This window comes from Thiomonas sp. SCN 64-16 (assembly GCF_001725585.1).
In the GTDB taxonomy this organism is placed as follows: domain Bacteria; phylum Pseudomonadota; class Gammaproteobacteria; order Burkholderiales; family Burkholderiaceae_C; genus Thiomonas; species Thiomonas arsenitoxydans.
Map to the genome: position 1 here is coordinate 103474 of NZ_MEGQ01000003.1, position 24331 is coordinate 127804.

At 64.5% G+C, this 24331-nt stretch carries 24 protein-coding genes and 1 tRNA gene; 10 read left to right on the plus strand and 15 right to left on the minus strand.

Annotation, left to right across the window (positions count from 1 at the left end; all coding sequences use genetic code 11):
• Positions 1–19 precede the first annotated feature (19 nt).
• Together ABT24_RS01510 and ABT24_RS01515 are read right to left on the minus strand one after the other, a co-directional pair.
• Positions 20–1456, minus strand: a complete 1437-nt coding sequence (locus tag ABT24_RS01510; RefSeq protein WP_276728949.1) for an MFS transporter — start codon at positions 1454–1456, stop codon at positions 20–22.
• Positions 1457–1545: 89 nt separating this feature from the next.
• Complete coding sequence (locus ABT24_RS01515; RefSeq protein WP_276728945.1) at positions 1546–2355, minus strand: EAL domain-containing protein; 810 nt, start codon at positions 2353–2355, stop codon at positions 1546–1548.
• Positions 2356–2498: 143 nt separating this feature from the next.
• Between ABT24_RS01515 and ABT24_RS01520 the strand changes: the two genes are divergently transcribed.
• The 5 genes from ABT24_RS01520 (at position 2499) to miaB (ending at position 7368) form a co-directional block, all read left to right on the plus strand.
• A complete protein-coding gene (locus ABT24_RS01520; RefSeq protein ID WP_276728942.1) occupies positions 2499–4376 on the plus strand; it encodes a M61 family metallopeptidase in 1878 nt (625 codons plus the stop codon).
• Between the two features lie 215 nt (positions 4377–4591).
• Positions 4592–5377 (plus strand): enoyl-CoA hydratase, encoded by a 786-nt coding sequence (locus ABT24_RS01525; RefSeq protein WP_276705997.1) that lies wholly within the window; start codon positions 4592–4594, stop codon positions 5375–5377.
• 31 nt (positions 5378–5408) lie between these two features.
• Positions 5409–5485: transfer RNA gene (locus ABT24_RS01530), tRNA-Met, on the plus strand.
• Between the two features lie 159 nt (positions 5486–5644).
• On the plus strand, positions 5645–6010 hold the full coding sequence (locus tag ABT24_RS01535; RefSeq protein ID WP_276705995.1) for a hypothetical protein: 366 nt from the start codon (positions 5645–5647) through the stop codon (positions 6008–6010).
• A 14-nt stretch (positions 6011–6024) separates the two neighbouring features.
• The gene (gene miaB, locus ABT24_RS01540) at positions 6025–7368 is read left to right on the plus strand and encodes a tRNA (N6-isopentenyl adenosine(37)-C2)-methylthiotransferase MiaB (RefSeq protein WP_276728939.1); all 1344 of its coding nucleotides are present in this window, start codon (positions 6025–6027) and stop codon (positions 7366–7368) included.
• Between the two features lie 20 nt (positions 7369–7388).
• Here the strand turns inward: miaB and ABT24_RS01545 are convergent, their stop codons facing one another.
• The 5 genes from ABT24_RS01545 to ABT24_RS01565 form a co-directional block, all read right to left on the minus strand.
• Positions 7389–8630, minus strand: coding sequence for a D-alanyl-D-alanine carboxypeptidase family protein (locus ABT24_RS01545; RefSeq protein WP_276728936.1), 1242 nt, complete (start codon positions 8628–8630; stop codon positions 7389–7391).
• Between the two features lie 181 nt (positions 8631–8811).
• Complete coding sequence (locus tag ABT24_RS01550; protein ID WP_276728933.1) at positions 8812–9492, minus strand: alpha/beta hydrolase; 681 nt, start codon at positions 9490–9492, stop codon at positions 8812–8814.
• Positions 9493–9507: 15 nt separating this feature from the next.
• Entirely contained in the window at positions 9508–9864 is a 357-nt protein-coding gene (locus tag ABT24_RS01555) for a (2Fe-2S) ferredoxin domain-containing protein (RefSeq protein WP_276728930.1), read from the minus strand.
• Between the two features lie 2 nt (positions 9865–9866).
• A complete protein-coding gene (locus ABT24_RS01560; RefSeq protein ID WP_276728927.1) occupies positions 9867–11018 on the minus strand; it encodes a VanZ family protein in 1152 nt (383 codons plus the stop codon).
• A gap of 42 nt (positions 11019–11060) precedes the next feature.
• The gene (locus ABT24_RS01565) at positions 11061–11498 is read right to left on the minus strand and encodes a CopD family protein (protein ID WP_013104465.1); all 438 of its coding nucleotides are present in this window, start codon (positions 11496–11498) and stop codon (positions 11061–11063) included.
• Positions 11499–11739: 241 nt separating this feature from the next.
• Between ABT24_RS01565 and hemB the strand changes: the two genes are divergently transcribed.
• Positions 11740–12753 carry a porphobilinogen synthase gene (gene hemB, locus ABT24_RS01570; RefSeq protein WP_276728925.1) on the plus strand — a complete coding sequence of 338 codons (1014 nt, stop codon included), beginning with the start codon at positions 11740–11742 and terminating at the stop codon, positions 12751–12753.
• Positions 12754–12770: 17 nt separating this feature from the next.
• Complete coding sequence (locus tag ABT24_RS01575) at positions 12771–13448, plus strand: cytochrome b/b6 domain-containing protein (RefSeq protein WP_276728923.1); 678 nt, start codon at positions 12771–12773, stop codon at positions 13446–13448.
• A 2-nt stretch (positions 13449–13450) separates the two neighbouring features.
• Here the strand turns inward: ABT24_RS01575 and thpR are convergent, their stop codons facing one another.
• A complete protein-coding gene (thpR, locus tag ABT24_RS01580; RefSeq protein WP_276728921.1) occupies positions 13451–14011 on the minus strand; it encodes an RNA 2',3'-cyclic phosphodiesterase in 561 nt (186 codons plus the stop codon).
• Between the two features lie 76 nt (positions 14012–14087).
• Here thpR and ABT24_RS01585 point away from each other — a divergent pair, with 76 nt between their 5' ends.
• Positions 14088–15098 carry a ChaN family lipoprotein gene (locus ABT24_RS01585; RefSeq protein WP_276728919.1) on the plus strand — a complete coding sequence of 337 codons (1011 nt, stop codon included), beginning with the start codon at positions 14088–14090 and terminating at the stop codon, positions 15096–15098.
• A gap of 31 nt (positions 15099–15129) precedes the next feature.
• Here the strand turns inward: ABT24_RS01585 and ABT24_RS01590 are convergent, their stop codons facing one another.
• Genes ABT24_RS01590 through hyfB form a run of 6 tightly spaced genes read right to left on the minus strand, consistent with a single transcriptional unit; the run spans position 15130 to position 22414 of the window.
• Positions 15130–15648: an NADH-quinone oxidoreductase subunit B family protein gene (locus ABT24_RS01590; protein WP_276728916.1), complete on the minus strand. Its 519-nt coding sequence runs from the start codon at positions 15646–15648 to the stop codon at positions 15130–15132.
• Positions 15649–15655: 7 nt separating this feature from the next.
• Positions 15656–17182 carry a hydrogenase large subunit gene (locus ABT24_RS01595; RefSeq protein ID WP_276728914.1) on the minus strand — a complete coding sequence of 509 codons (1527 nt, stop codon included), beginning with the start codon at positions 17180–17182 and terminating at the stop codon, positions 15656–15658.
• A gap of 3 nt (positions 17183–17185) precedes the next feature.
• Positions 17186–18640, minus strand: a complete 1455-nt coding sequence (locus ABT24_RS01600) for a hydrogenase 4 subunit F (RefSeq protein WP_276728911.1) — start codon at positions 18638–18640, stop codon at positions 17186–17188.
• A complete protein-coding gene (locus ABT24_RS01605) occupies positions 18641–19426 on the minus strand; it encodes a formate hydrogenlyase (RefSeq protein WP_276710510.1) in 786 nt (261 codons plus the stop codon).
• 10 nt (positions 19427–19436) lie between these two features.
• On the minus strand, positions 19437–20399 hold the full coding sequence (locus tag ABT24_RS01610) for a respiratory chain complex I subunit 1 family protein (protein ID WP_276728908.1): 963 nt from the start codon (positions 20397–20399) through the stop codon (positions 19437–19439).
• A complete protein-coding gene (hyfB, locus tag ABT24_RS01615) occupies positions 20396–22414 on the minus strand; it encodes a hydrogenase 4 subunit B (protein ID WP_276728905.1) in 2019 nt (672 codons plus the stop codon). Before hyfB ends, ABT24_RS01610 begins: the two co-directional genes overlap by 4 nt.
• A gap of 67 nt (positions 22415–22481) precedes the next feature.
• On the opposite strand from hyfB, the gene ABT24_RS01620 reads away from it, so the two are divergent.
• Both ABT24_RS01620 and ABT24_RS01625 read left to right on the plus strand, forming a co-directional pair.
• Positions 22482–22673, plus strand: coding sequence for a ribbon-helix-helix protein (locus ABT24_RS01620; protein WP_013104454.1), 192 nt, complete (start codon positions 22482–22484; stop codon positions 22671–22673).
• 72 nt (positions 22674–22745) lie between these two features.
• Positions 22746–23066, plus strand: coding sequence for a DUF167 domain-containing protein (locus ABT24_RS01625; protein ID WP_276728901.1), 321 nt, complete (start codon positions 22746–22748; stop codon positions 23064–23066).
• Positions 23067–23132: 66 nt separating this feature from the next.
• Here the strand turns inward: ABT24_RS01625 and ABT24_RS01630 are convergent, their stop codons facing one another.
• Positions 23133–23819, minus strand: a complete 687-nt coding sequence (locus tag ABT24_RS01630) for a spermine/spermidine synthase domain-containing protein (RefSeq protein ID WP_286737295.1) — start codon at positions 23817–23819, stop codon at positions 23133–23135.
• Positions 23820–24331 lie beyond the last annotated feature (512 nt).

Genomic DNA, 24331 nt, shown 5'->3' on the forward strand with positions numbered 1-24331 from the left:
CCGACGCCGATTTGAAAGCCTACCGCGCGATATCCTCCAGCCGCCGCTGCGTCACCCGCGGCCCCATGATGACGATGACCAGCGCCACGCCGACCATCGCGGCAGCGATGAAAGTGAACACGCCAACGTCGCCCGAGGTCTTGAGCAGATCGGCGATCACAAAGCCGGTGAACACCGCGCTGATGCGGCTGAACGAATAGACGAAACCCACTGCCCGCGCCCGGATGCGGGTGGGGTAGAGCTCGCTCTGGTAAGCGTGGAAGGCGTAACTCATGATGTTGTTGAAAAACGCCACCGCAATACCGAACACAATGATCGCGGCCGCCCCTTGCGCATGGGCGAACAGCAGGCCAAACAACGCCACGGCCAGCGCGGGCACGGCGATCAACCATTTACGCTCGAAACGGTCGCCGAATGAGGCGCCGATGAGGGACGAAATCGGATAGGCGAAGGCGATGATGAAGGTGTAGAGCAGCGACTTCGGAATGTCCAAGCCCTTGGCGATGAGATAGGTCGGCGCCCAACTGGCAAAGCCGTAGTACCCCACGGTCTGCAGAATATTGAACAGGATGAGCATCACCGTGCGTTTGCGATACACGCCTTCCCACATCTCGCCCCAGCGCGCCTTGACGTGCTCGACATCGCCCACAAAGCCCTTCGGCTCGGGCAGGGGTCGGCCGGTTTCGCGTTCCACCTGCTTTTCAATGCGGCTGAGAATCGCGTCAGCCGCGTGATGACGGCCCTTGTCTTCCAGCCAGCGCGGCGACTCGGGCAGGCGCAGCCGGATGAACCAGATGACGATGGCGCCCAGCGCGCCGATGATGGCCACCCAGCGCCAACCATCGAGCCCCGCGATCTGATGCGGCACCAGCAGCCATCCCAGAAAGGCGACCACCGGCACGGCGCTGAAGGTGATGAACTGGTTCATCGCGAAATACGTGCCCCGCTTGGCCTGCGGCGCCAGTTCCGAGACATAGGTGTCGATGTTGACCATCTCCAGGCCGATCCCGATGGAGGCGATGAAGCGCCAGATGTCGATATTCATCGCGGTCTGCTGAAACGCCATGATGAGGGTGGCGATGCAATACCAGAGCAAGGCCCAGGTATAGACCGCGCGCCGCCCATACCGATCCGACAGCCAGCTTACGAACAGCGTGCCCACCCACAAACCGAGAAACAGGGCCGCAACAAAGCTGGCAATCCCCTGAAAACCGAACAGCCCCTTGGTGGTCGCGGTGAACACCCCGCTTTTGAACAAACCGGGCGCGATATAAGCGGTCAGAAACAGGTCGTAAAACTCGAACAGCCCGCCCAGCGAGAGCAGGATGACCATATTGCGCACGGTCTTCGAGGGAGGCAGGCGGTCGATGCGCGCCGCGATGGTGGGCGCGCCGTGGTGGCCGGGACGGGGGCCTTCAGACGCCTCTGCGCCCAAGGGCGCCGGGATGGTGCTCATGCTTGTCTCCTGTATTTATCCTTCCTCCATGATGGATGGAAAAAACAGGAGACGGGGCGTCGAAATGTGACTTGGGGTGACGTCTTGCTTCAACTGGGCTGCAACACGCTGGCGCCGGGCTGTTTGAGCAGTTGCGCCCATTCCTCGAGCTCGCGCGGCTCGCCGAACAGATAGCCCTGCATGCTTTGCAGGCCCATGCCGTGCAGCGCCTGGGCGCATTCGCGCGTTTCCACGCCCTCGGCGACCACGTTGATCGACAGGCGTCGGGAGATATCGACGAGTCCGCGCACGATTTCTGCGTTGCGCACGTCCTTGGTCACATCCGCCGTGAAGCTGGCCGGAATCTTGATGTCGCTCGGATCGAGGATTTTGAGATATTCGAACGAGGCGTAGCCCTCGCCGAAATCGTCCATCGCCACCCGCACGCCCGACTTGCGCAGCGACTGCACATTGCGCGCCACACTGGGAAACGCTGGGATGGCGCGGCGCTCGGTCACTTCGACCATCAGGCGCTCGGGCGCCCAGGCGTAGCGCTGCAGGGTACTGCTGATGTGCTCGATCAGTGCCGGATCGCCGATCTGATCGGCCTCGATATTGACCGAGATGTAGCCGTTCCAGCCTGTCCAGTTGGACAGCACCCGCGCCTCGGAGATGGCTTCTTCCATCACCCAGAAAAACAGCTCGCTGGTCTGTGCAGGGGTCAGTTGCGGCAGAAACATCAGCGGGGAATGCCGCTTCGGCGCATCTTCCGCGCGCCAGCGGAACAGCACCTCCAGCCCAATGACCTGCCCCGCCGGGAAACTCACCTGCGGTTGATAAACCAGCGCCGGAGCCCCCGCTCCCGCATGTGCGGCAATTTCAGAAAAAACGTCGCGTTCCACAATGAAGGTGCCGCTCAATCGTTGTTGAAGAGTGTTGTTGAAAGGACCAAGCCTGAATATTTCCGGCAGGTTAGCATGGGTTTTGAAACGCTCAAATCCGGACTTACAAATTCCGTGCTCTCTGACAACAACGCGCCCGATCGATGCCAGCGCACGACACCATGACCTCCTCTGCCTCACCTCGCTCCCGTACCACCGCCCTAGTCCAAGCCCCTCCCGACAGCTCGCAGACCGGCCCGAGCTACCGGGTATCGGTTGCCTATGCACTCGCGCACCAGTTTTTGGTCGAGCTCGACCTGCCCCACCCTGAGCCAGCGGGGCAGGAGTTCTGGCTCCCGGTCTGGATTCCCGGCAGCTATCTGGTGCGCGAATTCGCCCGCCATATCTTGCAGCTGCAGGCTTGGTGCGGCGACAAACCCATCGCACTACACAAAATCGCCAAGAACCGCTGGCGCGCCGCTCCGTGCAACGGGCCGCTACGGCTGCGCTACCGGGTGTATGCCTTCGATCTCTCGGTACGCACCGCCTACCTCGATATTCAGCGCGGCTTTTTCAACGCCAGCAGCCTGCTGCTCGCAGCCGCTGGACGCGAGCAACAGCCGCACACCGTCACCCTCGCCTGCCCCGACTTCGCGCCGCACTGGACAGTGGCCACCACCTTGCCCGCGCTTGAATGCGACACCCATGGCTTCGGCAGCCGACGCGCGGCAAACTACGACGCGCTAATCGACCATCCCGTTGAAATGGGCGAACTGCTGCGGCTGGAGTTCAGTGCGGGCGGGGCCCCGCATGCCATGGTCATCGCCCAAGGCAATCGGCCGCACGACACCGTGGATACCCGGCGGCTGGCGCGCGACCTCAAGCGCATCTGCAGTTCGCAGATCGCCCTGTTCGAGCCCCGCAGCAAGCGCGCACCGTTTGCCGAGTACCTGTTCATGGTCGCACCGACCGCCGAGGGCTACGGCGGGCTGGAACATGCCGACAGCACCGCTCTGATGTGCGCCCGCCGCAGCCTGCCGCACCCGCGCCTGCAAGACACCGACAGCGCCCATAGCGCCCACAGCGACTATCGCGACTTTCTCGGTCTGTGCAGCCACGAATACTTCCACGCCTGGAACGTCAAGCGCATCAAGCCGCAGGCCTTCACGCCCTACGACCTTCAAGCCGAAAACCCCACTACCCTGCTGTGGCTGTTCGAGGGCTTCACCGCGTATTACGACGATCTGATGGTGTTGCGCGCGGGACTGATCACGCCGCAGCAATACCTCGACGGTCTGGCCCGCACCCTCGGCGCGGTGCTGCGCACGCCCGGGCGCCAGGTTCAAAGCGTGGCCGAGGCCAGCTTCGATGCCTGGACCAAGTATTACCGTCCCGATGAAAACACCGCCAACGCCACGGTGAGCTACTACCAGCTCGGCGCGCTGGTCGCCTTGTCCATCGACCTGCGGCTGCGCCGCGAAAGCGCGGCCACGCTGGACGACGTGATGCGTCTGCTGTGGACGCGCTATGGCCGTGCCGACGCGCCGCTGCGCGCCGAAGGCGTGGCCGAAGACGCGATGCCCGCGCTGCTCAAGGAAGTGAGCGACCTCGACTGGCGCGCCTTCTTCCGTCGCCATGTTCACGGCACTGAACTGCCCCCGGTCAAGACACAGTTCGCTGATTTCGGCATTCAATGGGCCTCGCAAGAAGACACTCCGCTCGACGCGCTGGGGCTGGCCGCGCAGGAACAGGCGGGCGGCTGGCTGAGCGTGCAGCGCGTGCGCAACGGCGGCTGGGCCGAACGCGCCGGGCTGGCCGCTGGCGATCTGCTGCTCACGCTGGACGGCGAGCGGGCGCGCAAAGCCGTGATCGAGCGCCGCCATGCACAGGCCCGAGCGGGCGATGTGTGGCGTCTCACCTGGCTGCGGCAAGACCTGGAGCAGCACAGCGAAACGCCTTGGTTTGCGCTGCCCGACAGCCGCGTGCAGCTGCGCCTGACCGACAAACCGCACCCCGCGCAGCGCCAACGTCTGAGCGCCTGGATGGGCGCCGCACTGTGACGCACAATGCTCTAAAACCCAGAATTTCCATTAGGCGAGGCTTCGCCCTACACGGGCGCTGGCGGGCGGATTGGGGCGTCTTTACCCCCGCGCTTCGCGCCCATAGCTTCGGCTATGAGCTTGTCGCGCCGGGCCAAATCCATCCCCAATCCGCCGCACCATCATCCCGTGTCCTAATGGAAAATCTGAGTTAAACGCCCCTTTAGGAGATGCCCATGGAGACCCCTGACGACGCTGTCGTCCTCACCGAAACCCGAGGCCGCGTCGGCCTCATCACCCTCAATCGCCCCAAGCAACTCAACGCCCTGAACGACGCCCTGATGGACGCGCTAGGCGCCGCGCTGAAAGCGTTTGACGCGGATTCGGCCATCGGCTGCATGGTCGTCACCGGCAGCGACAAGGCTTTCGCCGCCGGGGCCGACATCACCGCCATGGCGAAGAAGACCTTTCCCGCCAGCTACGCGGAGGACTTCATCACCCGCAACTGGGAAGCGATGATGCAGATTCGCAAGCCGGTGATTGCGGCGGTGCGCGGCTTCGCGCTGGGCGGGGGCTGCGAGCTGGCGATGATGTGCGATCTCATCGTGGCCGCCGACAACGCCCAGTTCGGCCAGCCCGAAATCAAGCTCGGCATCATTCCCGGCGCCGGCGGCACCCAGCGGCTGACGCGCGCCGTGGGCAAAGCCAAGGCCATGGATCTGATCCTCACCGGCCGGATGATGGACGCGCATGAGGCCGAGCGCAGCGGCCTGGTCGCGCGGGTCGTGCCGCTGCAGCAAACGCTGGATGAGGCCGTGGCGATGGCCGAAACCATTTCCAGCTTCTCGCAGCCTTCGGTGCTCATGGCCAAGGAGAGCGTGAACCGCGCGTTTGAATCGTCGCTGTCCGAAGGTTTGCGTTTCGAGCGTCGGCTGTTTCAGTCGCTGTTCGCTACGGCCGACCAGAAGGAGGGTATGGCGGCTTTCCTGGAAAAACGAAAACCGCTTTTCACGAACAAATGATGCGCTATACTGCGCGGCTTGTTTGCGTGTTGGCGCTTTAGCTCAGTCGGTTAGAGCGACGGAATCATAATCCGCAGGTCCGGGGTTCGAGTCCCTGAAGCGCCACCATAGTTTTCCAGCCCACATCGTTTTTTTCGTAGGCTTCTCGTTTGCACCCTTCGCGCCGAATTCGTGGGCGCTGATCCAAGCCCATGCGTTGCTGCCTGGGCTTTTTTGTTTTGCGCGCCCTGCGAACCGCTGAACCGTTGTTTGTCCAAGGAGTCGGCCATGAAACTTCAACCGTTGCTGCGTCGGATGACCCTTGGGGCGGCGCTGTGTCTGGGCAGCCTGGGCGCGGCTCACGCGCAGATGAACTACCCGATGGGCAGCCTGCAGGGCCTAGCGACGTTTGGCGCGTTTCCGAACGTCAGCATCAACTGCACCGATTACACCCTCGGCCCAGGCGCGCGGGTGATCAGCCCACAGAACCGCATCATTCCCCGCAATCAGCTCAACGGGCTACAGGCCCCGGTGGTGTTTCAGACCGACGCGATGGGCAATGTGTTTCGCGTGTGGCTGGTGAGCGATTCCACGGCCAGCCAGCTTCAGTTGCCCAAGGCACCGGGGCAGTGCGGGCTGTTTTTCAGCAATTGACGGACGCTTCCATCGTGACAAAAAAGGTCTTTATCAAGACGTTCGGCTGCCAGATGAACGAGTACGACTCGGCCAAGATGGCCGACGTGCTCGGCGCGGCTGAAGGCTATGAACCCGTGGCAACGCCGCAGGAAGCCGATCTCATTTTGCTCAACACCTGCTCCATTCGCGAAAAGGCGCAGGAAAAAGTGTTCAGCGATCTGGGGCGCCTGCGCGAGCTCAAGGCCGACAAGCCAAGTCTGCTGATCGGCGTGGGCGGCTGTGTGGCAAGCCAGGAAGGCGAGGCCATCGTCAAGCGCGCGCCTTATGTCGATCTGGTGTTTGGCCCGCAAACGCTGCACCGGCTGCCGCAGCTCATTGCGCAGCGCCAGGCGCTCGGGCGCGCGCAGGTCGACATCAGCTTTCCGGAAATCGAAAAATTCGACCACCTGCCGCCCGCACGGGTGGAGGGCCCAAGCGCCTTCGTCTCCATCATGGAAGGCTGCAGCAAGTATTGCAGCTATTGCGTGGTGCCCTACACCCGCGGCGAGGAAGTCTCTCGGCCCTTGGTCGACGTGCTCACCGAGGTGGCCGAGTTGGCCTCGCTGGGCGTGCGCGAAGTGACGCTGCTGGGCCAGAACGTCAACGCCTGGCTAGGCTCGGGAGAGGGCGAAGATTTCGCCTTTCTGCTGGAATGCGTGGCCGAGATCGACGGCATCGAACGCATCCGCTACACCACCAGCCATCCGAAGGAATTCACCCAGCGGCTGATCGATGCCTACGGCCGTATCCCCAAACTGGTCAACCATGTGCACCTGCCGGTGCAGCATGGCAGCGACCGCATTCTGGCAGCGATGAAGCGCGGCTATACCGCGCTGGAGTTCAAGAGCATCGTGCGGCGGCTGCGCGCGGTGCGCCCCGATATCTGCATCGGTTCCGACTTCATCGTCGGCTTTCCGGGCGAGACCGAGGCCGACTTCGCGCAGCTGATGAAGCTGATCGAGGACATGCAGTTCGACGCCAGCTTCAGTTTCATTTTCAGCCCGCGCCCCGGCACCCCGGCGGCCAATCTGGCGGATGACACCCCGGCCGACGTCAAGCTCAAGCGGCTGCAGGTCTTGCAGACGCAGATCGAGATGCAGGCTTCGGCCATCAGCGCCGCCATGGTGGACACGGAACAGGCCGTGCTCATCGAAGGGCCGAGCAAGAAAGATCCCTCGGAACTGCAGGGCCGCACCGAAAACAACCGCATCGTGCACCTGAAGGCCAACGCGCGCTTGATCGGCCAGATCGTGCCGGTGCGCATCACCACGGCCTACCCGCACTCGCTGCGCGGCGAGGTGTGCATGGCTGAAGCGGATCAGGCCGCAGCGGTCTGATTCGCTTCAGCCTGTGCGCTCTACTTGATCATCAGGCGCAAGCTGTCCCAAGCGCGGCCGAACAGACCCGCTTCGGGCACGGCCTTGATGACCTCCAGCGGATAGACCGCCAGCGGCTTGCCGCTCATGCTGACGTCGAGTTGGCCGACGCGTTGCCCGGCCTGCAGCGGCGCCACCAGCGGGTCGGGTCGCACCACCTTGGTCTGAAGGTCTTTGCCCATGCCGCGCGGCACCGAGATGACCACCGGCACCGAGGAGCCCAGTTCCACTTTGTTATCCACGCCCTTCCAGACTGGCGCAGTCAGTACCGGCTTGCCGGGCGAGGCCAACACGATGTCGTCGAAGTTCTGATAGGCCCAGTTGAGCAGCACCTGACTCTCATCGCCGCGGGCCCGCTCGGTGGGCGTACCCATCACCACGGTGAGCAGGCGGCGCGGGCCGTTGGGAAATTGGCGCAGCGCCGAGGTAATCATGCAATAACCCGCCTCGGAGGTGTAACCCGTTTTCATGCCGTCCACGGAAGGATCGGTGAACAGCAGGCTGACGCGGTTGGGCTGGGTGATGTGGTTGTAGGTGAATTCCTTGACCTTGAAATAGCGCGCGTAATCGGCCGGAAAGTCGCGGATGATGTGGGTGGCGATGATGGAGAGGTCATACGCCGTGGTGTGGTGGCCGGGGTCGGGCAGGCCCGTCGGGTCCATGAAATGCGTGCCCTTAAGGCCCCACTGCTGCGCCTGGCGGTTCATCATGGCGACGAAGGCGCTCACCGAGCCGCCCACCGTCTGCGCCAGCGTCATCGCGGCGTCATTGCCCGATTGCACGATCATGCCCAGCAGCAGGTCGTTGACCGACACCGGCACGCGCGGGTCGATGAACATGCGCGAGCCGCCGGTCTGCCAAGCCTCTTTCGATTCGGTCACCATCTGGTTGAGCTTGATGGTGCCTTCTTTCAAGGCCTTGAAGGTCAAGTAAGCCGTCATCAGCTTGGTCAGCGAAGCCGGTGCCTCCTGAGCGTGGGCGTCGTGCTCGGCGAGGATCTGCCCACTGGTCAGATCGACCACCAACCAAGCCCGCGCATCGAGCTTGGGCGGCGGCACGGTGGCCAGCATGGCCTGCATCGGCGTGAGGGGAGCGGCTGCGGCACTCGGGGCCGGAGTCGTTGCGGCGGGAGCTGCCGCTGGAGTGGGGGCGGCCTGCGCCAAAGGCGACAGCGCGAGCAGACAGGCCGCGCTGCAGGCGGCGACAAACGATTGAACGGACATAGGCGAATCCTGAGACTCAAAACAGAAAACCGACACCCTAGCAGCCTGAGGGCGTGACAGGGGTGACGAAGTTTTGCCGCGCACTCTCGATGTCGCGGCAGAGGGTCAGAGCGCGGGGCGGCGAGAAGGTTCGCAAGAACGAAAAAACAAAGGCGCGTTTCAGACGCGCGTGCTGCTGGCCTCAGGGGTTTTGTGCCCCATGCCACTGACAGACCCACTCGCGCAGGGGCAGCAGCAGGCCGTGGAAAAAATGCCCCGCGCCCGGAAACACGACCACGGGCAACTGCTGCGGCCGCGCCCAATCGAGCACGCCGGACAGCGGCACCACATCGTCTTGCTCACCATGCAGCACCAGCACGCGCTGTGCGAGCGGTGGAGCGTTGGTCGGCTTGATCTGCGGCACGTCGAAACGGGTGACGGCCGTGCCCACCAAAGTGAGATGCTGCAAGGTGACGCCCCGCTGCTGCAAGGCCAGCGCACACCGCGCGGCGACGGCGGCGCCAAAGGAAAATCCGGCCAGCGCCAAGGGCGGGGTCTCGCGCTCAAGCCCAGCTTGCTGCGCGACCTGAGGAATGAAGTCGTCGAACACGGCAAGCAGGTCGGCGGTCTCGCCCACGCCGTGGTCAAACACTCCGGCCGTGTCGCCCACGCCGCGAAAGTTGGGCCGTACCGCCAAGAAACCGAGTTGCAGCCAGGCGCGGGCCAGGGTCTGCGCCACCTTGTTGTCGAGCGTGCCGCCAAACAGAGGATGAGGGTGCGCCACCAGCGCCAGCCCGCGGGGTGGCCCCTCGGGCGCATCGACCGCCACTTCGATCGCCCCCGCCGGGCCCTTCACCAGCAGCTTGCGGGTCTGCGCGTTCATTTGCATCAGCCCGGATTACTGATCCGCGTCGGGCGCGTCGGGCGCTTCAGGGAGATCGGGCAGACGCAGGCGCTCCACCACCTCGCCACGCAGCAGATGGCTTTGGACGATGTCATCGATGTCGCTCTGATCGACATAGGTGTACCAGACGCCCTCGGGATAGACCACGCAGACCGGCCCCTCCTCGCAGCGATCGAGGCACCCCGCCCGGTTGACGCGCACCTTGCCCGCACCCGCCAGCCCCAGCGTCTTGACGGCTGATTTGCAGTGCTCGAATGCAGCCTCCGCCCCGCTGGCGGCGCAGCAAGGCCGTGTGGCGCTGGCGTCGCGCTGGTTCAGACAGAAAAAAATGTGGTGTTTGTAATAGTTCATGATTAACCCAGATTGTCGTGGCGAACGGGCCGCAACGCTCGCGCCATCAAATAGATCAGGGCGGCGAACGGCCATAACCAACTCAGCCACTGCGGCAAACCATACAGCCGGATGAACAGACCTTGGCTCCAGGCCTGCAGATTCAGCGCGTAATACGGCCCCGGCCCCGACCCATTGATCCACCCCAGCGCCAGCGCCAGACTGAGCGCGCCGACCGCAGCGCCCCATCGCGGCGGCAGATACGACAGCGGCAAGCCGATCATCAACCCCAGCGCCACACTGCGCAGGGTGGGCACGGTCGCCCAGGCCAAGGCGTGTTCAGGGCCGAAACTCAAGGCGGCCGACACGCTGACGGCCAGCAGGCCAGCGAAGGTCAGTGCCAGCGCCAGCCTCAGCCGGGGCGCGCCTGGCCGCAACAGCGCCGCAAGCAGCAAAAGCGAACCGGCGAGCATGGCCGCAGTGATGCTGCTCTGGCGCAGCCCGCTCATCGGCGCAAAATCCGGCAATCGCAGGCCGCTGTTGACAAACCACGCCGACAGAATGCGCCAGGTATCGGTATCGAGCGCAGGCTGCAACAGGGTCGGCCCGATCTGCCCGGTGCCGAACAGCACGGCGGCGGGCCAAAGCAGCGCCAGCGGCCATAGCGCCAACAGCAGCAAGCCATAGCCCACATGAGGCGCAAACCAGCGTTCCCGCCACAGCCGCAGTAGCGCCGCGAGCCGCAGCCGCGGCAGCAGCCAAACGCAGATCGCGGCGCCCAGCAGACCGCCTAGCGAATTGGTCAGCCAGTCGAGGTTGGACGACACGCGCATGGGCAGAAAAGCCTGCGAAGCTTCCATGCCGAAAGACACGCTGCTGGCCAACGCGCTGGCCGCCAGCCACGATGCCCAGCGCGGCCAGCGTGCCGACAGATTGCGGGCGATGAGATAGCCCAGCGGCAGATAGCCGCCGACATTGATCAGCAAGTCGCTGAAGGTGATGTAGCGCGGCAGCGGCGCGAGCACGAAATCAAACGGCATCAGCCCCTGCCAGCGCCATCCCGAAAAGGGATAGAGGCTGGCATAGACGATCAGCAGCACATAGCCCGCCAGCGCATAACGCATGAAGCGGGAAACGGGGCGCGCACTGTGCGCAGGGCGATGCGGCGAAGGCATGAGACAACATGAACGCCAGCAAACGGCGCGCCCGTAAAACCGTCAGAACGGCTTGATGACCACCAGCGGAATGATGATGAAAAGAATGATGGTGGGAATTTCGTTAAACCAGCGATACCACTTGTGGCTGCGGGTATTGGTTCCCTGCTCGAACTGGCGCAAGATGCGCTTGCACCAGAACATATAGATCACCAGCAGCACGACCAGGGTGACCTTGGTGTGAATCCAGCCGTTGCCCGGGCCGCGCAGGCCGATGCCGTAATACAGCCACAGCACCAGGCCGAGAATGATGGCCGGCCACATCAGGATGTGGGTGAAGCGGTAGAGTTTGCGGCCCATCATCAGCAGACGCTCGCGCTCGGCTGTGCTGTCAGCGGGCACCATGGCCAGGTTGACGAAAATGCGCGGCAGGTAGAACAGCCCGGCGTACCACGCGATCACAAAAATTATGTGCCAGGTCAGCACCCACTGAAAAGCCATCTTGAACTCCCTTTCGCAGATAGAGTCGCAGTGTAAAAGAGCCTTGGCGCAAGCTTGTTGCCAGGGGACAAACGAATATTGCGGGCAAAAAAATCCCCGGCAGTGCTGGCCAGGGATTCAAGCCTTGAAACAAGGCCCCGCTCAGGGAGGAGAAGCGGGGGATGGCACATCTTGCAACGCACCATCCAGTTGAAAAAGATAGCATTGCCCACATCAAGTTCCACGCCATGACAAACCAAAGATGAAAAACTTTGTGAACCTGCCCGGATTTCCCGGCACCCGCATGCGGCGTTTGCGCCGTGACGACTTCAGCCGCCGTCTGGTGCGCGAGCACCGACTGGCAGCGGACGATCTGATCTACCCGGTGTTCATCCTCGATGGCGAGAACCAGCGCCAGAGCGTGGCGTCGATGCCCGGCGTGGAGCGTTTGAGTGTCGATCTGCTGCTGCCGGTGGCCGAGGAATGCGTGAAACTGGGCATTCCGGTGCTGGCGCTGTTCCCGGTGATCGATCCCAAGCTCAAGACGCCTGACGGCATCGAGGCCGCCAACCCCGACGGACTGGTGCCCCGAGCGGTGCGCGCGCTCAAAGCGGCGTTTCCACAGCTCGGTGTGCTCACCGATGTGGCGCTCGACCCCTACACCTCGCACGGCCAGGACGGTCTGCTCGACGACACCGGCTACATCATGAACGAGCCCACCGTGGCCATGCTGGTGAAGCAGGCGCTGGCGCAGGCCGCCGCCGGAGTGGACATCGTCGCCCCAAGCGACATGATGGACGGCCGCATCGGCGCGATCCGCCAGGCGCTGGAGGCCGACAGCCATATTCACACCCGCATCATGGCCTACAGCGCCAAGTACGCCAGCGCGTTCTACGGCCCTTTCCGCGACGCTGTGGGCTCGGCCGCCAACCTCGGCAAGGCCGACAAAAAGGTCTATCAGATGGACCCGGGCAACTCCGACGAAGCCCTGCGCGAAGTGGCGCTCGACATCGCCGAAGGCGCCGACATGGTGATGGTCAAACCGGGCATGCCGTATCTCGACATCGTGCGCCGGGTGAAGGACGAATTTCACATGCCGACCTTCGCCTATCAGGTCAGCGGCGAATACGCCATGCTCAAGGCAGCCGCGCAAAATGGCTGGCTCGACCATGACGCGGTGATGATGGAAAGCCTGCTGGCATTCAAACGCGCGGGGGCCGACGGCATCCTCACCTATTTCGCCGTCGAGGCGGCGCGCAAGTTGCGGCAAGGCTGAGCGCCCGGAGCCGCGCCATGAAAGTCCGAGTCTGGGATTTGCCGCTGCGCCTGTTTCACTGGGCGCTGGCCGCCTGCGTGACCGTTTCCATCGTCACCGGGCTGATCGGCGGCAACGCCATGCAGTACCACTACTGGAGCGGTTACACCTTGATTGCGCTGCTGGTGTTCCGGCTGGTGTGGGGCGTGGTGGGCAGCCGTCACGCGCGGTTCTGGAACTTCGTGCACGGGCCGCGCGACATTTGGCGCTATGTGCGCGGCGACGATCCGCGGCCCGAACATCTGCGCGTCGGCCACAACCCGCTGGGCAGCCTGTCGGTACTGGCGCTGCTCACCGTGGTCGCGCTGCAGGTCATCAGCGGACTATTTGCGAATGACGAAATTTTCAACCAAGGCCCGCTGGCCAATTATGTGAGCGACCGCACCAGCGCGATTTTCACCTTCTATCACACCACCATCGGCCAGCCTCTGATCTACGCCCTCGTCGGCCTGCACCTCGCGGCCATTGCCTATTACGCCATTTTCAAACGCGAAAACCTGGTGCGCCCCATGCTGACGGGCGATATCGACACCGTGGCCGGCGTGACGCCCGCGCGCGACACCTGGGGGCTGCGCCTACTGGCGCTGCTCATCGTGGCGGCCGGTGGCGTGCTGGCGTGGTGGGTTTCCACCCTGGGTAGCGTGGGCGGCTATTGAAGTCATCGATTGAGCGGCCAGCGCCCGATGACGTCGTAACGCCCCGTGCCCAGCACGGAGTGCACCAGCGCGAAGCCGCGAACCGTCCAGTGCAGCGGCGGGAATGTGATCGGCGGCTGCGTAGCCTGCGCGCGCCGCGCCAGCGTGACATGCGGTGCGAAGGCGCGGGCATCGAACGGCAGACCGCGCTGGCCGACCTGCTCCGCCAGCGCGGCGCGCAGCGACAGCAATTCCGCCGGGGGCTGCGACGGCGTGAGGTGCGCGATGCCGCCGTGGCGCCACACCGCTGCCCGGTCGAGCGTGAGCGCGAAATCGGCCCAGTTGCGCGCGACCCGTTCGCCCACCTCCAGCAGCGTCGTCACCCGGTCTGCGGGCACCCCCTCCATGAACAACACGGTGAGATGCAGTTTGGTCGCAGCCGCCGGTCGCGCGGGCGGCGCCCACTGCCAAAACGTCTGATGCTCGGCGATATGTCGGCGCAACGCCTGCCCCGGCCAGAGCGCGAAAAACAGCCGCAGCGCAGCGGGTGGCTCAGACGGGGGTTCGAGCGGCCTGTCAATCATGGAGCATGACCTGTCTGAATGGGGGAATAGCGGCTTGCGCTAAGTTTCGTTTCTACATGCTATTGAACGTCCTGCCATGCCAAGCCGCCACGCCCCTACCCCGCCGTCTTCGTCTCCAGATGCCACCCGCAGGCGTCTGAATCTCGCCCTCGGCCTGGCCGCAGGCGGGCCGCTCTGGCTCGGGAGTCTGGCGGCGCAGGCCGCCGCCTTGCCGCCGCTGCCGCGCTACACCCAGCCGGTCGAGGCCCATTCACCGCTGGTCGGCCGCATTCTGCAAAGCGGTCAGCAATTCATCGCCCCGCAACAACTGGTCAGTGACTGCGGACGGGCCGCTCTCTGCATGCTGGGCGAGCAGCACGATCACCCCGATCATCACGCGGTGCAGGCCTGGATCATTACCGCCCTGGCCCAGCGCGGCGATTTGGCCGCCGTCGCCCTGGAAATGGCGGATGCCGGACAGCGTTTCGACGGCCCGCGCGACACGCCTGAAGCCGTGGTGCGCGGGCGGCTGCAATGGAACGACACCGGTTGGCCGTGGACGCTGTATGCCGCGCCGGTGATGGCCGCGGTGCGCGCCGGGGTGGCGGTGGTCGGCGTCAACCTGCCGCAAGCCGCGATGCGCCCCGCCATGCAGCAGGCCCGTTGGGACGCCAGTGTGCCGCCTGCGGTGCGCCAGCGCATTCTCGACGACGTGGCCGAAAGCCACTGCGGCCTGCTGCCCGCCTCGCAGCTGCCGGCGATGGCACGCATCCAGTTCGCCCGCGACGACAGCATGGCCGCGCACAGCCTGGCGCTGGCGCGGCCGGGCAAGACCGTGGTGCTGCTCACAGGCAGCTTCCACGCCAACCGCACTCTCGGCATCGCGCTGCATCTGGCAGCGCATGCGGCGCAGACCCCGCCGGGGGTGGCGCAGCCGCTTGCAGTGTTCAGCCTGCTGCTGCAAGGCCTGGCGCCCGATACGCAGGCCGAGCTCCCAGCGGGCTATGACGCGGTGTGGTTCACCCCCGGCACCCCGCCGATCGACCACTGCGCCGAACTGCGGCGAATGATGCAGGGCGAGAAGCCATCGGGACAGCCAAAACCCTAAAACGTCTTGCGGCGCAGCGTTTGCCGCCGGGTCAGGCCCGCCGCTGCACCGCCTGCATGATGCCTTGCAACAAGGCCACCGGGCTGGGCGGACAGCCGGGCACGGTGACATCCACCGGCAGCACCTCGGCCACCCGGCCACAGACCGCATAACCCTCGCAGTGAATACCGCAACCCGCAGCGCAATCGCCTGCGGCGACCACCAGCCGGGGCTCGGGCATGGCGTCATAGGTGCGGCGCAGCGCCAGCTCCATATGGCGCGACACCGGGCCGGTGACGAGCAGCAGGTCGGCGTGGCGCGGGCTGGCGACGAAATGCACCCCCAGACCTTCGAGGTTGTAGTAGGGATTGGACAGGGCGTTGATCTCCAGTTCGCAGCCGTTGCACGAACCGGCATCGACCACGCGGATGGCCAGCGCCCGCCCGATCAGATGCAACAGATCAGCCGAAATGCGCTGCACTTCGGCGTCGGTCGGCGCTGGCAAGGACGAGATTTGCGGAGCCTCGCTGATGCGGCCCACGCGGGCGATTTGTCGCAGGGTCTTCCACATGGCGGCCTCAGAGATCGTGTCCGGAATAGGACAGATTGAAGGATTTGTTGATCAGCGGAAAGTCGGGGACGATATCGCCGATCACCGCCCATTCGATGGCCGGCCAGTTCTGCCACGACGGATCGTGCGGGTGGCAGCGGGCGATGCGCCCCTGCGCGTCGGTCTCCAGCGCGATGCATTGCGGCCCGCGCCAGCCCTCCACCAGCCCCAGCGCCAGACCGGGGGCCACGGTTTGCGGCCAATCTGCCCGCACGCTGCCGCCGGGCAGGCTGGCCAGCAGGTCGCCGCACAGCCGCAGGCTGGTGAACACTTCGGCAAATCGCACCGCCACGCGCGCGCCGACGTCGCCCTCCTGCGCCTGCGCCGCCTCCACGCCCAGCGCGGCGTAGGGCGCAAAGCCCGCAGCGGTGCGCAAATCCAGCGCCTGCCCGCTGGCGCGCCCGGCCAAGCCGATCATGCCCAGCCGCGCCGCCAGCTCGGGCAAGACCCGGCCCGTGGTCTTGAAGCGGTCTTGCAGACCTTCGTGCTGATCCAGGATGTCCTTGAGCCGCCGCACTTCCCCGCCGAGCAACACCCCCTGATTGTGAAGCATGGCCACGGCGTCGGCGTCCAGATCGAGCCCCACGCCGCCGGGCTGCACCGCGTCCATCGGATAGCGTGCGCCGAACGCCCGCGCGTTGAGGCGCAACACGTCCTCCTTCAAGCGGCCGAACTGCGCCAGCGCAAAGCCGAAGCCGCCGTCGTTGGCAATGGCGCCGATGTCGCCCAGATGATTGGCCAGGCGCTCGCGTTCAAGCAGCAACGCGCGCAGATGAAGCGCGCGCGGCGGCGGCTGCACCCCGGCCAGCGTCTCGCAGGCCATGCAATACGCCCAGGCGTTGGCCACGGCGCTGTCACCGCTCAGCCGCGCAGCCAGGCGCACGCCGTCGTGCAGCGTCATGCCTTCGAAGCGCTTTTCCACCCCCTTGTGGGTGAAACCAAAGCGTTCTTCCAGCCGCAGAATTTTTTCGCCGACGATGGAAAAGCGCCACTGCCCCGGCTCGATCACCCCAGCGTGCACCGGCCCGACCGCCACTTCGTGCACGCCGTCGCCATCGACCGGGACGAAGGCGTAGTGTTCGGCCTGCGGCTGGCCGCAGGGCGCCGGCGGCAGGGCGGCATCGTGCCGCAGCGGATGGACGTCGGCGCTCCAGGCGGTGTGACGCAGCCAGGGACGCGGGTCCATGCCCTGCGCCTGCACCCCCAGCAGGTCGCGCAGGGCGCGCTGCAGTCGGTCGGCCACGGGAAACTCGGCGTGCATTCCAGGGTAATGCGTCACCCCCGGAGCCAGATCGAGCTGCAGCAGCGACAAGCCCTGCTCCTCCAGCCAGCAGGCATACAGCGACATGCCGCCAGACGACGCATCGCGCGCGTCTTTGCCCCACAGGGTGAGCAGCCGAGCGCCGCGCGCGGCGGCAGCCTGAATCTGGGCGGACCAGCCCAGCGCATCCACGCGGTGGTGTTCGACGGGAAGAATGGCGCAGCGAGCTTGCATGGCTCAACCCCCGATCATCGCCGCTGCGGTGTGCCACCAGGACACCAAGAATTGCGGCATCCACAGCCCGAGCAGCAACACCAGCGCCAGATGCACAAACACCGGCACCATATTGGGCGCATGCGAGAGTTCACGCAGGTTGCTGCGGCCAAACACCATACCCTGCCCACGCAAAAACAAGGCGCCGAAGGCCACACCCAGCCCGAGCAGCAAAATGGGCGTGGCCCAGGGCTGCTGCTGCATCGCCGTAGTGAGGATGAGAAATTCACTGGCGAACACGGAAAACGGCGGCATGCCCGCGATCGCCAGCACGCCGATCATCAAACCCCAGCCGAGCGCGGGCGATTGCTCGCGCAGCCCCTGGATGTCGTCGATGCGCTGGCTGTGCGCTTTTTGCGACGCGTGGCCGGTGGTGTAGAAAATGGCGCTTTTGGTCAGCGCGTGGCCGGTCATGTGCAGCAGCGCAGCGAAGTTGGCCAGCGGCCCGCCCATGCCGAAGGCAAAGGTGATGATGCCCATGTGTTCGATGGAGGAGTAGGCGAACATGCGCTTGACGTCCTTTTGCCGCCACAGCAGGAACGCGCCGACCAGCACCGAGAACAGGCCGAAAGCCATGAGCACCTGCCCCGGCCATGCGGCGTGCAAGCTGCCCTCGACCAGCACCTTGCTACGCATGACCGCATACAGCGCCACATTGAGCAACAAGCCCGACAGCACCGCCGACACCGGCGTGGGCCCCTCGGCGTGCGCATCGGGCAGCCAGCTGTGCAAAGGAGCTAAGCCGACCTTGGTGCCGTAGCCCACCAGCAAAAAGACGAAGGCGATGCCGATGATGCCCGGCTCCAGCCGGCCTTTGACCGCATCGAGCTGTGTCCACAGCAACGCATTCATGCCGGCGTGGCCCAGCACTCGCTCCGCAGCGAAATACAGCAGCACGGTGCCGAACAGCGCCAGCGCGATACCCACGCCACACAGGATGAAGTATTTCCACGCCGCCTCCAGGCTGGCCTTGGTGCGGTAGAGCGAAACCAGCAGCACGGTGGTCAGCGTGGCCGCCTCCATCGCTACCCAGAGCAGGCCGAGATTGTTGGTGGTCAGCGCCAGCAGCATGGTGAACATGAAGGCCTGGTACATGCTGTGATAGAGCCGCAGACGCGCCGCGGTCAGTCGCCCGCGGTCTTGCTCGATGCGCATATAGGGCCGGGAAAACGCCGCCGTGGTCATGCCGACAAAGGCAGTGAGCGTCACCAGAAACACATTGAACGGATCGATGAAAAACTGCTCGGCAAACACCAGCATCGGCCCCTGAAAAATGACCCGCGCCGTCAACACGCAGGCGGCGACGAAGGTGGCGGCGCTGAAGGCCAGATTGATCCAGGGCGCGAAGCCGCGCTGGCCGACGAGGGCCAGCACCGCAGCGCCGAGCAGGGGGATCGCGAGGACGATGAGCAGTTCCATTCAGTCCTCTTTGAGTGATTCCATGTTTTGCAGATCCAGGCTGTCGAACTGTTCCCGAATCTGGAAAAAGAAAATTCCCAGGATGAACACGCCGACCAGCACGTCCAGGCCGATGCCCAGTTCCACCACCATGGGCATGCCCTGCGTGGCGCTAGTGGCCGCGAACAGCAGGCCATTTTCCATGGCCAGAAAACCCACCACTTGCGCCACAGCCTTGCGCCGCACGATCATCATCAGGAAAGCCAGCAGCACCAGCGCCAGCGCGATGCCCAGGGTGCCGCGCATGGCCTCGCCCGCGAAGCGGGAAATGGGCTGCGCCAGAACAAAAGAAAAAATCACCAGCACGATGCCGATGAGCTGCAGGGTGGGAATGTTCACCAGGGTTTCGGTATCCCATTCGGCGTGCAGGCGGCGGATCAGCTTGTGCAGCACCAACGGCAGCACGATGACCTTGAGCAGCAGGGTGAGCGCGGCAGACTGATAGAGCTCGGCATCGCCCGTCGAGTAGGCCACCACGACGGTGCTGGCCACGAGCAAAGCACCCTGGGCCGCGAACAGATTGACCAGATTGACCACCCGGCGCTGCGCCAGCATGGCGAAAGACAGCAGCAACAGCAAGGCGGCGATCAGGTGAATGAGCTGGGTGCTCAGCGGCAGAGCGGGCAGACCGGAAACGGACAACGCAGCGGCTGAAGACGCAGACGAAACCGCAGACGAAGCCGCTGACGACGCGGCCGAGAAGGCCGCGGCTGCGGAGGCGGAAACGAGCGGAGCGAGAACGGTCATGGCATCAAGCTCAATGCGAAAGCATCAGCCGCACCAGCAGGCCGAGCACGGCGAGCAAAAATGCGGTGCCGAGAAATTCGGGGTCGCGGAAGATGCGCAGCTTGGCGCTGAGGGTTTCGATCAGCGCGATGCCGAAACCGGCGGCCGCCAGCTTGAGCAGCAGCGGCGGCAGCGCGGCCAGCAGCCACATCACGCCGTCGGCGTGGTTCGCCATACCCCAGGGCAGAAACAGCGCGAAGCCGATGCAGACATAGTTGAACAGCTTGAGACTGCTGGCCCACTCCACCAGCGCCAGATGCCGCGCGGAATATTCAAGCACCATGGCCTCGTGGATCATGGTGAGTTCCAGATGGGTGGTGGGGTTGTCCACCGGAATGCGCGCGTTCTCGGCTAGCAGCACCATGATGAAGGCCACGGCGGCGAACGCCAGACTGGCGTGCAGCGCCAGGTGCTGCGATTGCAGGTATTCGGCAATCGTCGGCAACAGGGTGCTGCCCGAGATCAGCGACGAGGTGAACACCACCATCAGCAGCGCGGGCTCGGCGAGAAAGCCCACCATCATGTCGCGCCGTGCGCCCATGCTGCCGAAGGCGGTGCCGATGTCCATGCCGGCCAGGGCGGTGAACACCCGCGCCAGCGCAAACAGTCCCACCAGCGCAATGACGTCGGCCGCCTGCGCAAACGGCAGATCGGTGGAGAGCGAGGGGATGATGGCCGCAGCCACCACCATGATGCCCATCAGCAGATACGGCACGACGCGAAACAGCGCCGTGGCCTCGTGCGCCAGCACCGCGTCCTTGCGCAGCAGCTTGGCAATGCGCGCATAGGGCTGCCAGATGGGCGGCGCGCTGCGGTTGGACAGCCAGGCGCGGCACTGCGTCACCCAGCCGGACAGCAGTGGCGCCAGCAACACCGAGACGGCCACGGCCAGCAATTGGGTCAACAACGGGGTCAACACGGCGAAAGCGCTCATCGCAGCACCACCATCAACAGCACCAGCAGGGTGAGGAAGCTGTAGAGCAGATAGACCGAAATCCGTCCCTGCTGAATCTTCCCGACCTGCCGCGCCAACCACAGCACCGCTTGCGCCGCCGGGGTGTAAAACTGCGGCCAGAAGCGGTCTTCCACCGACACGCGGTAGCGCGGCTCGGCGTCGTCCGGGCGCGGCAGTTCCACCCGCATCAGGAAGAACGGGCTGAACACCCGGCGGATCGGCTGGCCGAAACCCTCGGCGCTGTCTTGCATGCGCCCGGTCAAGCCCGGCGCGCCGCAATCCCACGGCGCGGCGCGGCGCACACGCCCCGCATAGACGCGGTGGGTCAACAAGCCCGTCAAGCCGACGACCAGCAGGCCGACGAGCAGAATCGCCACAGGGCTGTACGACGCCCGATCCGGCGACAGCGGCACCAGCCAGAACCAGTTTCCCATAGACGCATCACCCGGTTGCGCCAACGGCTTGCCCAGCAACATCAGGTTGACCCGGTCGATGGCCTGCAGCACCCAGGTCGGGATCAGGCCCAGCAGCACACAGCCCGCGGCCAACCACAGCAGCCCGATGCGCTCCAGCCAGCCGACATCGTGCGCTTGCTCGAGTTGCGGCTCGCGTGCGCGGCCGAGAAAAATCACGCCATAGAACTTCACCATGACATACGCCGCCAGCGCCGCAGTCAGCACCAGCATGGCCGCACCCAGCGGGATGAGCAGATTGAAAAACGGTTCGGGAATCTGCGGCGTGAACAGAAACGACTGCAACAACAGCCACTCAGCGACAAAACCGTTGAGCGGCGGCAGCCCGGCAATCGCCAGCGTGCCGATCAAAGCCGTCCAGCCCACCCAGGGCATGGTGCGCAACAAGCCGCCGAGTTTTCCCAGACTGCGCTGGTGGGTGGCATGGAGCACTGAGCCGGTGGTCAGGAACAGCAGGCTCTTGAAAAAGGCGTGGTTGAGCAGGTGGTACAGCATGGCGGCGAGCGCCAGCGCCGCAAACACCGCCAGCCCGACCCCGTGAAACACTAGCGCCAGGCCAAGAGCGGCGAAGGCAATGCCGATATTCTCGATGGACGAATAGGCCAAAAGCCGCTTCATATCGGTCTGCACCGCGGCGAACAGCACACCGAACAAGGCGCCGAACAGCCCTAGCGCCAGCAGCGGCACGCCCCACCACCACAGCGGCGCATGCAGCAGATCGAAGCTCACCCGCAGCAGGCCATAAAGCGCGGTCTTGAGCATCACCCCGCTCATCAAGGCCGAAACCGGCGAAGGCGCAGCCGGGTGCGCCTCGGGCAGCCAGATGTGCAAGGGAACCAGGCCAGCCTTGGCACCAAAGCCGATGACCGCCAGACCGAAGGCCACGCTGGCCCAGGCCGGGCTCAAGTGCGCGTGGCGCATCGCCTCGAACGTCAGGCTGGCAATGCCGCCTTGCATCATCACCCCGAAACACAACAGCAGGGCGATGGCCCCCAGATGCGCCAGCAGCAGATACACATAACCGGCGCTGCGGATTTCCGCCATGCGGTGCTGGGAAATCACCAGGAAGTACGACGCCATGGCCATGACTTCCCACGACAGCATAAAGCTGTAGGCATCGGCCGCGAGCATCACCATGCACATCGCCGCCAGAAACACGTGGTACTGCATACCCAGCAGCCCCGGCGCCGTGCCCTCGCCCTCGCGGAAATATCCCGAGGCGAAGGTGGAAATGCCGACGGTGGAGGCGCCCAGCAGGAACAGGAAAAACCCCGACAGCGCGTCCAGCCGTAAATGCAGCGGCAGACCCGGCAGGCCGATGGGCAACACCAGCGATTGCGGCGCAGCGAACAGCGCCAGCAGCCCGACTGCGGCCATCACCAGACTGCCCAGCGCGCCCAGCGGAAAGATCACCCGCGCCACCCAGCGCGTGGAACGCGGCGAAATGAAACCCGCCAGCCCCATGCACACCCAAGCCGCCACCACACCCAGGGCGATGGGAAGAAGATCGGGCGCGTTCATACGGGAGTTGCGTGAAAATGAGATTCACATAAGATGTGCGCTAAATGCTAATCTCATTTCCATAAAAATGGAACAACGTACCAGCCGCCTCACTGTCTTGATCGACCCGCAGAAGAAGGAGTTGTTCGAGCGCCTGTGCGCGCGCGAGGACCAGACGCCGTCGCAAGTGGTCCGACGCCTGATCCGCGACTACATCGAGTTCAAGCTCGGGCGGCCCTGGCAGCCGGGCGAATCCATCGACGAGGCGCTCAAGCGCTGAGCCTCTGCCGATGCAAAAACGCCGCTGCAAAACCGCAATAGGCTGCGCTGCTCCGCCGCAACAATCTCCCGCATGAAATCTCAGCAAAATCGAGGTGAGTCGTTCTTTTGGTGGGAAGGCGACACGCTGGTGGTCAACATTCTGGGAAAGCCCAGCGCAGGGGTCGATGCCATCGGCAAGCCCAAGGGGCCGCAACTCAAGGTGAGCGTGACGGCAGCGCCACGCGCTGGCCGCGCGACCGATCACATGGTGCGCTTTCTTGCCAAGGAATTCGGCGTGCCGACCTCGGCCATCGAAGTGGTGTTCGGGCGCATGAATGTCAACAAGCAGTTGCGCATCCAGTCCCCGCAAAAACTTCCCGCTGTATTCCAGCAAACCAGCCTGCTGGATTGACGCACCTAGCTTGATGCGTCTGGCCACGCGCCGGGGCTCAGCCTGCGATACGATTGACCAGGAGGATCAACCGCCAGCACTCTCGCCTTGCTGCTTGAACAGCCTCGACGCCGCGGCGACTTGCGTCAACGCGGGCAGCAAAGCGGCGGCAGCAGCGGCGTCCAGGTGCTGGGGGAGGCGCATAGCACTCTGCCGTATCTGCTCAAAACCCAGGCCCTTGCGTGCAAAGACGATGCTGTTGCATCCGTCTTTGTCACCCGCCACCAGCACGGAGTCGCCAAAGCTGCGCCGGATGCGGTCCAGGTGGATGGCGTAGTGCTCGTGGCTGTATTGCAGATTGACCACCATGATGCCGCCCGGGCGCAGCAGCGCGCATCCATCATCGTAAAAACGCTGGGAACACAGGCTCTGCGGCAGGCCCTCGCTGTCGTAGCCGTCGACCATCAGGATGTCGCAGGCTGACGCACTGGTGCGCACATATTGCGCGCCATCGGCCCGCACGACGCTGAACCGATCGTCGTCGGAGGGGATATGAAACTCATCGCGCAGGGCAATGACATGCGGGTTGATCTCGACCACCAGGATGCGGGTCTGCGGCAGGTGGCGATAGCAGAATTTGGCCAGCGATCCCCCGCCCAGGCCAATCATGGCGATGTTTTGCGGTTCTGCCATGAACAGCAAAAATCCCATCATCATGCGCGTGTACTCCAGGTCCAACGCATCGGGGTCTCGAAGTCGCATGCTGCTTTGCACTTCGCAAATGGTGAAGTGCAAAGCCTTGGAATGCAGTGTGTCGTAGACAAAGGGCCTGACGTGGTGTGTTGACTCTTGGGATTCGGGCATGGATGGCGGCAAGGGATAAGCCACAGACGGATGTCAGTCAGCGTTTCGTTTCATGATCCTGCCCGTGACGCAGGCGGAAAACGGCAGATGCCCAACCGTTTGTATGGGCATGAAAATCACATGGTATGTGCGTTCAATACGCATGTCATGCAAGTTTCAGGGAGGATATCTCCCTGCGCCAAGCGGCCCGGGAAAATTCCTCAGGGTGAGCCCCGATCGGTTTGCGGGCATGAACCAACGGCCTGATCGACCAGCGACAATGCGCCAACAGGCTGTCGGACGACCGCCGGACGTGCTGATCGCGAGCTGAAATAGGACCATGAGGGGGCGATGAGGGAGCTGCGCGGCATTCTGCGCATCGGCTTTCGCCCCATCGCGTCGTCTGTGAACCCGCAACTCCGCCGCCACCAGACATTCCCACA

Excerpts from the sequence above, each read along its gene's own strand:
- ABT24_RS01590 (WP_276728916.1), bottom strand. The coding sequence starts at position 15,648 with ATGTGGAAGACCCTGCGACAAATCGCCCGCGTGGGCCGCATCAGCGAG.
- ABT24_RS01610 (WP_276728908.1), bottom strand. The coding sequence starts at position 20,399 with ATGAGCGCTTTCGCCGTGTTGACCCCGTTGTTGACCCAATTGCTGGCC.
- ABT24_RS01510 (WP_276728949.1), bottom strand. The coding sequence starts at position 1,456 with ATGAGCACCATCCCGGCGCCCTTGGGCGCAGAGGCGTCTGAAGGCCCC.
- hemB (WP_276728925.1), top strand. The coding sequence starts at position 11,740 with ATGAAAAACTTTGTGAACCTGCCCGGATTTCCCGGCACCCGCATGCGG.
- hyfB (WP_276728905.1), bottom strand. The coding sequence starts at position 22,414 with ATGAACGCGCCCGATCTTCTTCCCATCGCCCTGGGTGTGGTGGCGGCT.
- ABT24_RS01520 (WP_276728942.1), top strand. The coding sequence starts at position 2,499 with ATGACCTCCTCTGCCTCACCTCGCTCCCGTACCACCGCCCTAGTCCAA.
- thpR (WP_276728921.1), bottom strand. The coding sequence starts at position 14,011 with ATGATTGACAGGCCGCTCGAACCCCCGTCTGAGCCACCCGCTGCGCTG.
- ABT24_RS01555 (WP_276728930.1), bottom strand. The coding sequence starts at position 9,864 with ATGAACTATTACAAACACCACATTTTTTTCTGTCTGAACCAGCGCGAC.
- ABT24_RS01545 (WP_276728936.1), bottom strand. The coding sequence starts at position 8,630 with ATGTCCGTTCAATCGTTTGTCGCCGCCTGCAGCGCGGCCTGTCTGCTC.
- ABT24_RS01600 (WP_276728911.1), bottom strand. The coding sequence starts at position 18,640 with ATGGAACTGCTCATCGTCCTCGCGATCCCCCTGCTCGGCGCTGCGGTG.
- ABT24_RS01565 (WP_013104465.1), bottom strand. The coding sequence starts at position 11,498 with ATGGCTTTTCAGTGGGTGCTGACCTGGCACATAATTTTTGTGATCGCG.
- ABT24_RS01525 (WP_276705997.1), top strand. The coding sequence starts at position 4,592 with ATGGAGACCCCTGACGACGCTGTCGTCCTCACCGAAACCCGAGGCCGC.
- ABT24_RS01595 (WP_276728914.1), bottom strand. The coding sequence starts at position 17,182 with ATGCAAGCTCGCTGCGCCATTCTTCCCGTCGAACACCACCGCGTGGAT.
- ABT24_RS01560 (WP_276728927.1), bottom strand. The coding sequence starts at position 11,018 with ATGCCTTCGCCGCATCGCCCTGCGCACAGTGCGCGCCCCGTTTCCCGC.
- ABT24_RS01535 (WP_276705995.1), top strand. The coding sequence starts at position 5,645 with ATGAAACTTCAACCGTTGCTGCGTCGGATGACCCTTGGGGCGGCGCTG.
- ABT24_RS01605 (WP_276710510.1), bottom strand. The coding sequence starts at position 19,426 with ATGACCGTTCTCGCTCCGCTCGTTTCCGCCTCCGCAGCCGCGGCCTTC.
- ABT24_RS01550 (WP_276728933.1), bottom strand. The coding sequence starts at position 9,492 with ATGAACGCGCAGACCCGCAAGCTGCTGGTGAAGGGCCCGGCGGGGGCG.
- ABT24_RS01585 (WP_276728919.1), top strand. The coding sequence starts at position 14,088 with ATGCCAAGCCGCCACGCCCCTACCCCGCCGTCTTCGTCTCCAGATGCC.
- ABT24_RS01620 (WP_013104454.1), top strand. The coding sequence starts at position 22,482 with ATGGAACAACGTACCAGCCGCCTCACTGTCTTGATCGACCCGCAGAAG.
- ABT24_RS01575 (WP_276728923.1), top strand. The coding sequence starts at position 12,771 with ATGAAAGTCCGAGTCTGGGATTTGCCGCTGCGCCTGTTTCACTGGGCG.
- ABT24_RS01625 (WP_276728901.1), top strand. The coding sequence starts at position 22,746 with ATGAAATCTCAGCAAAATCGAGGTGAGTCGTTCTTTTGGTGGGAAGGC.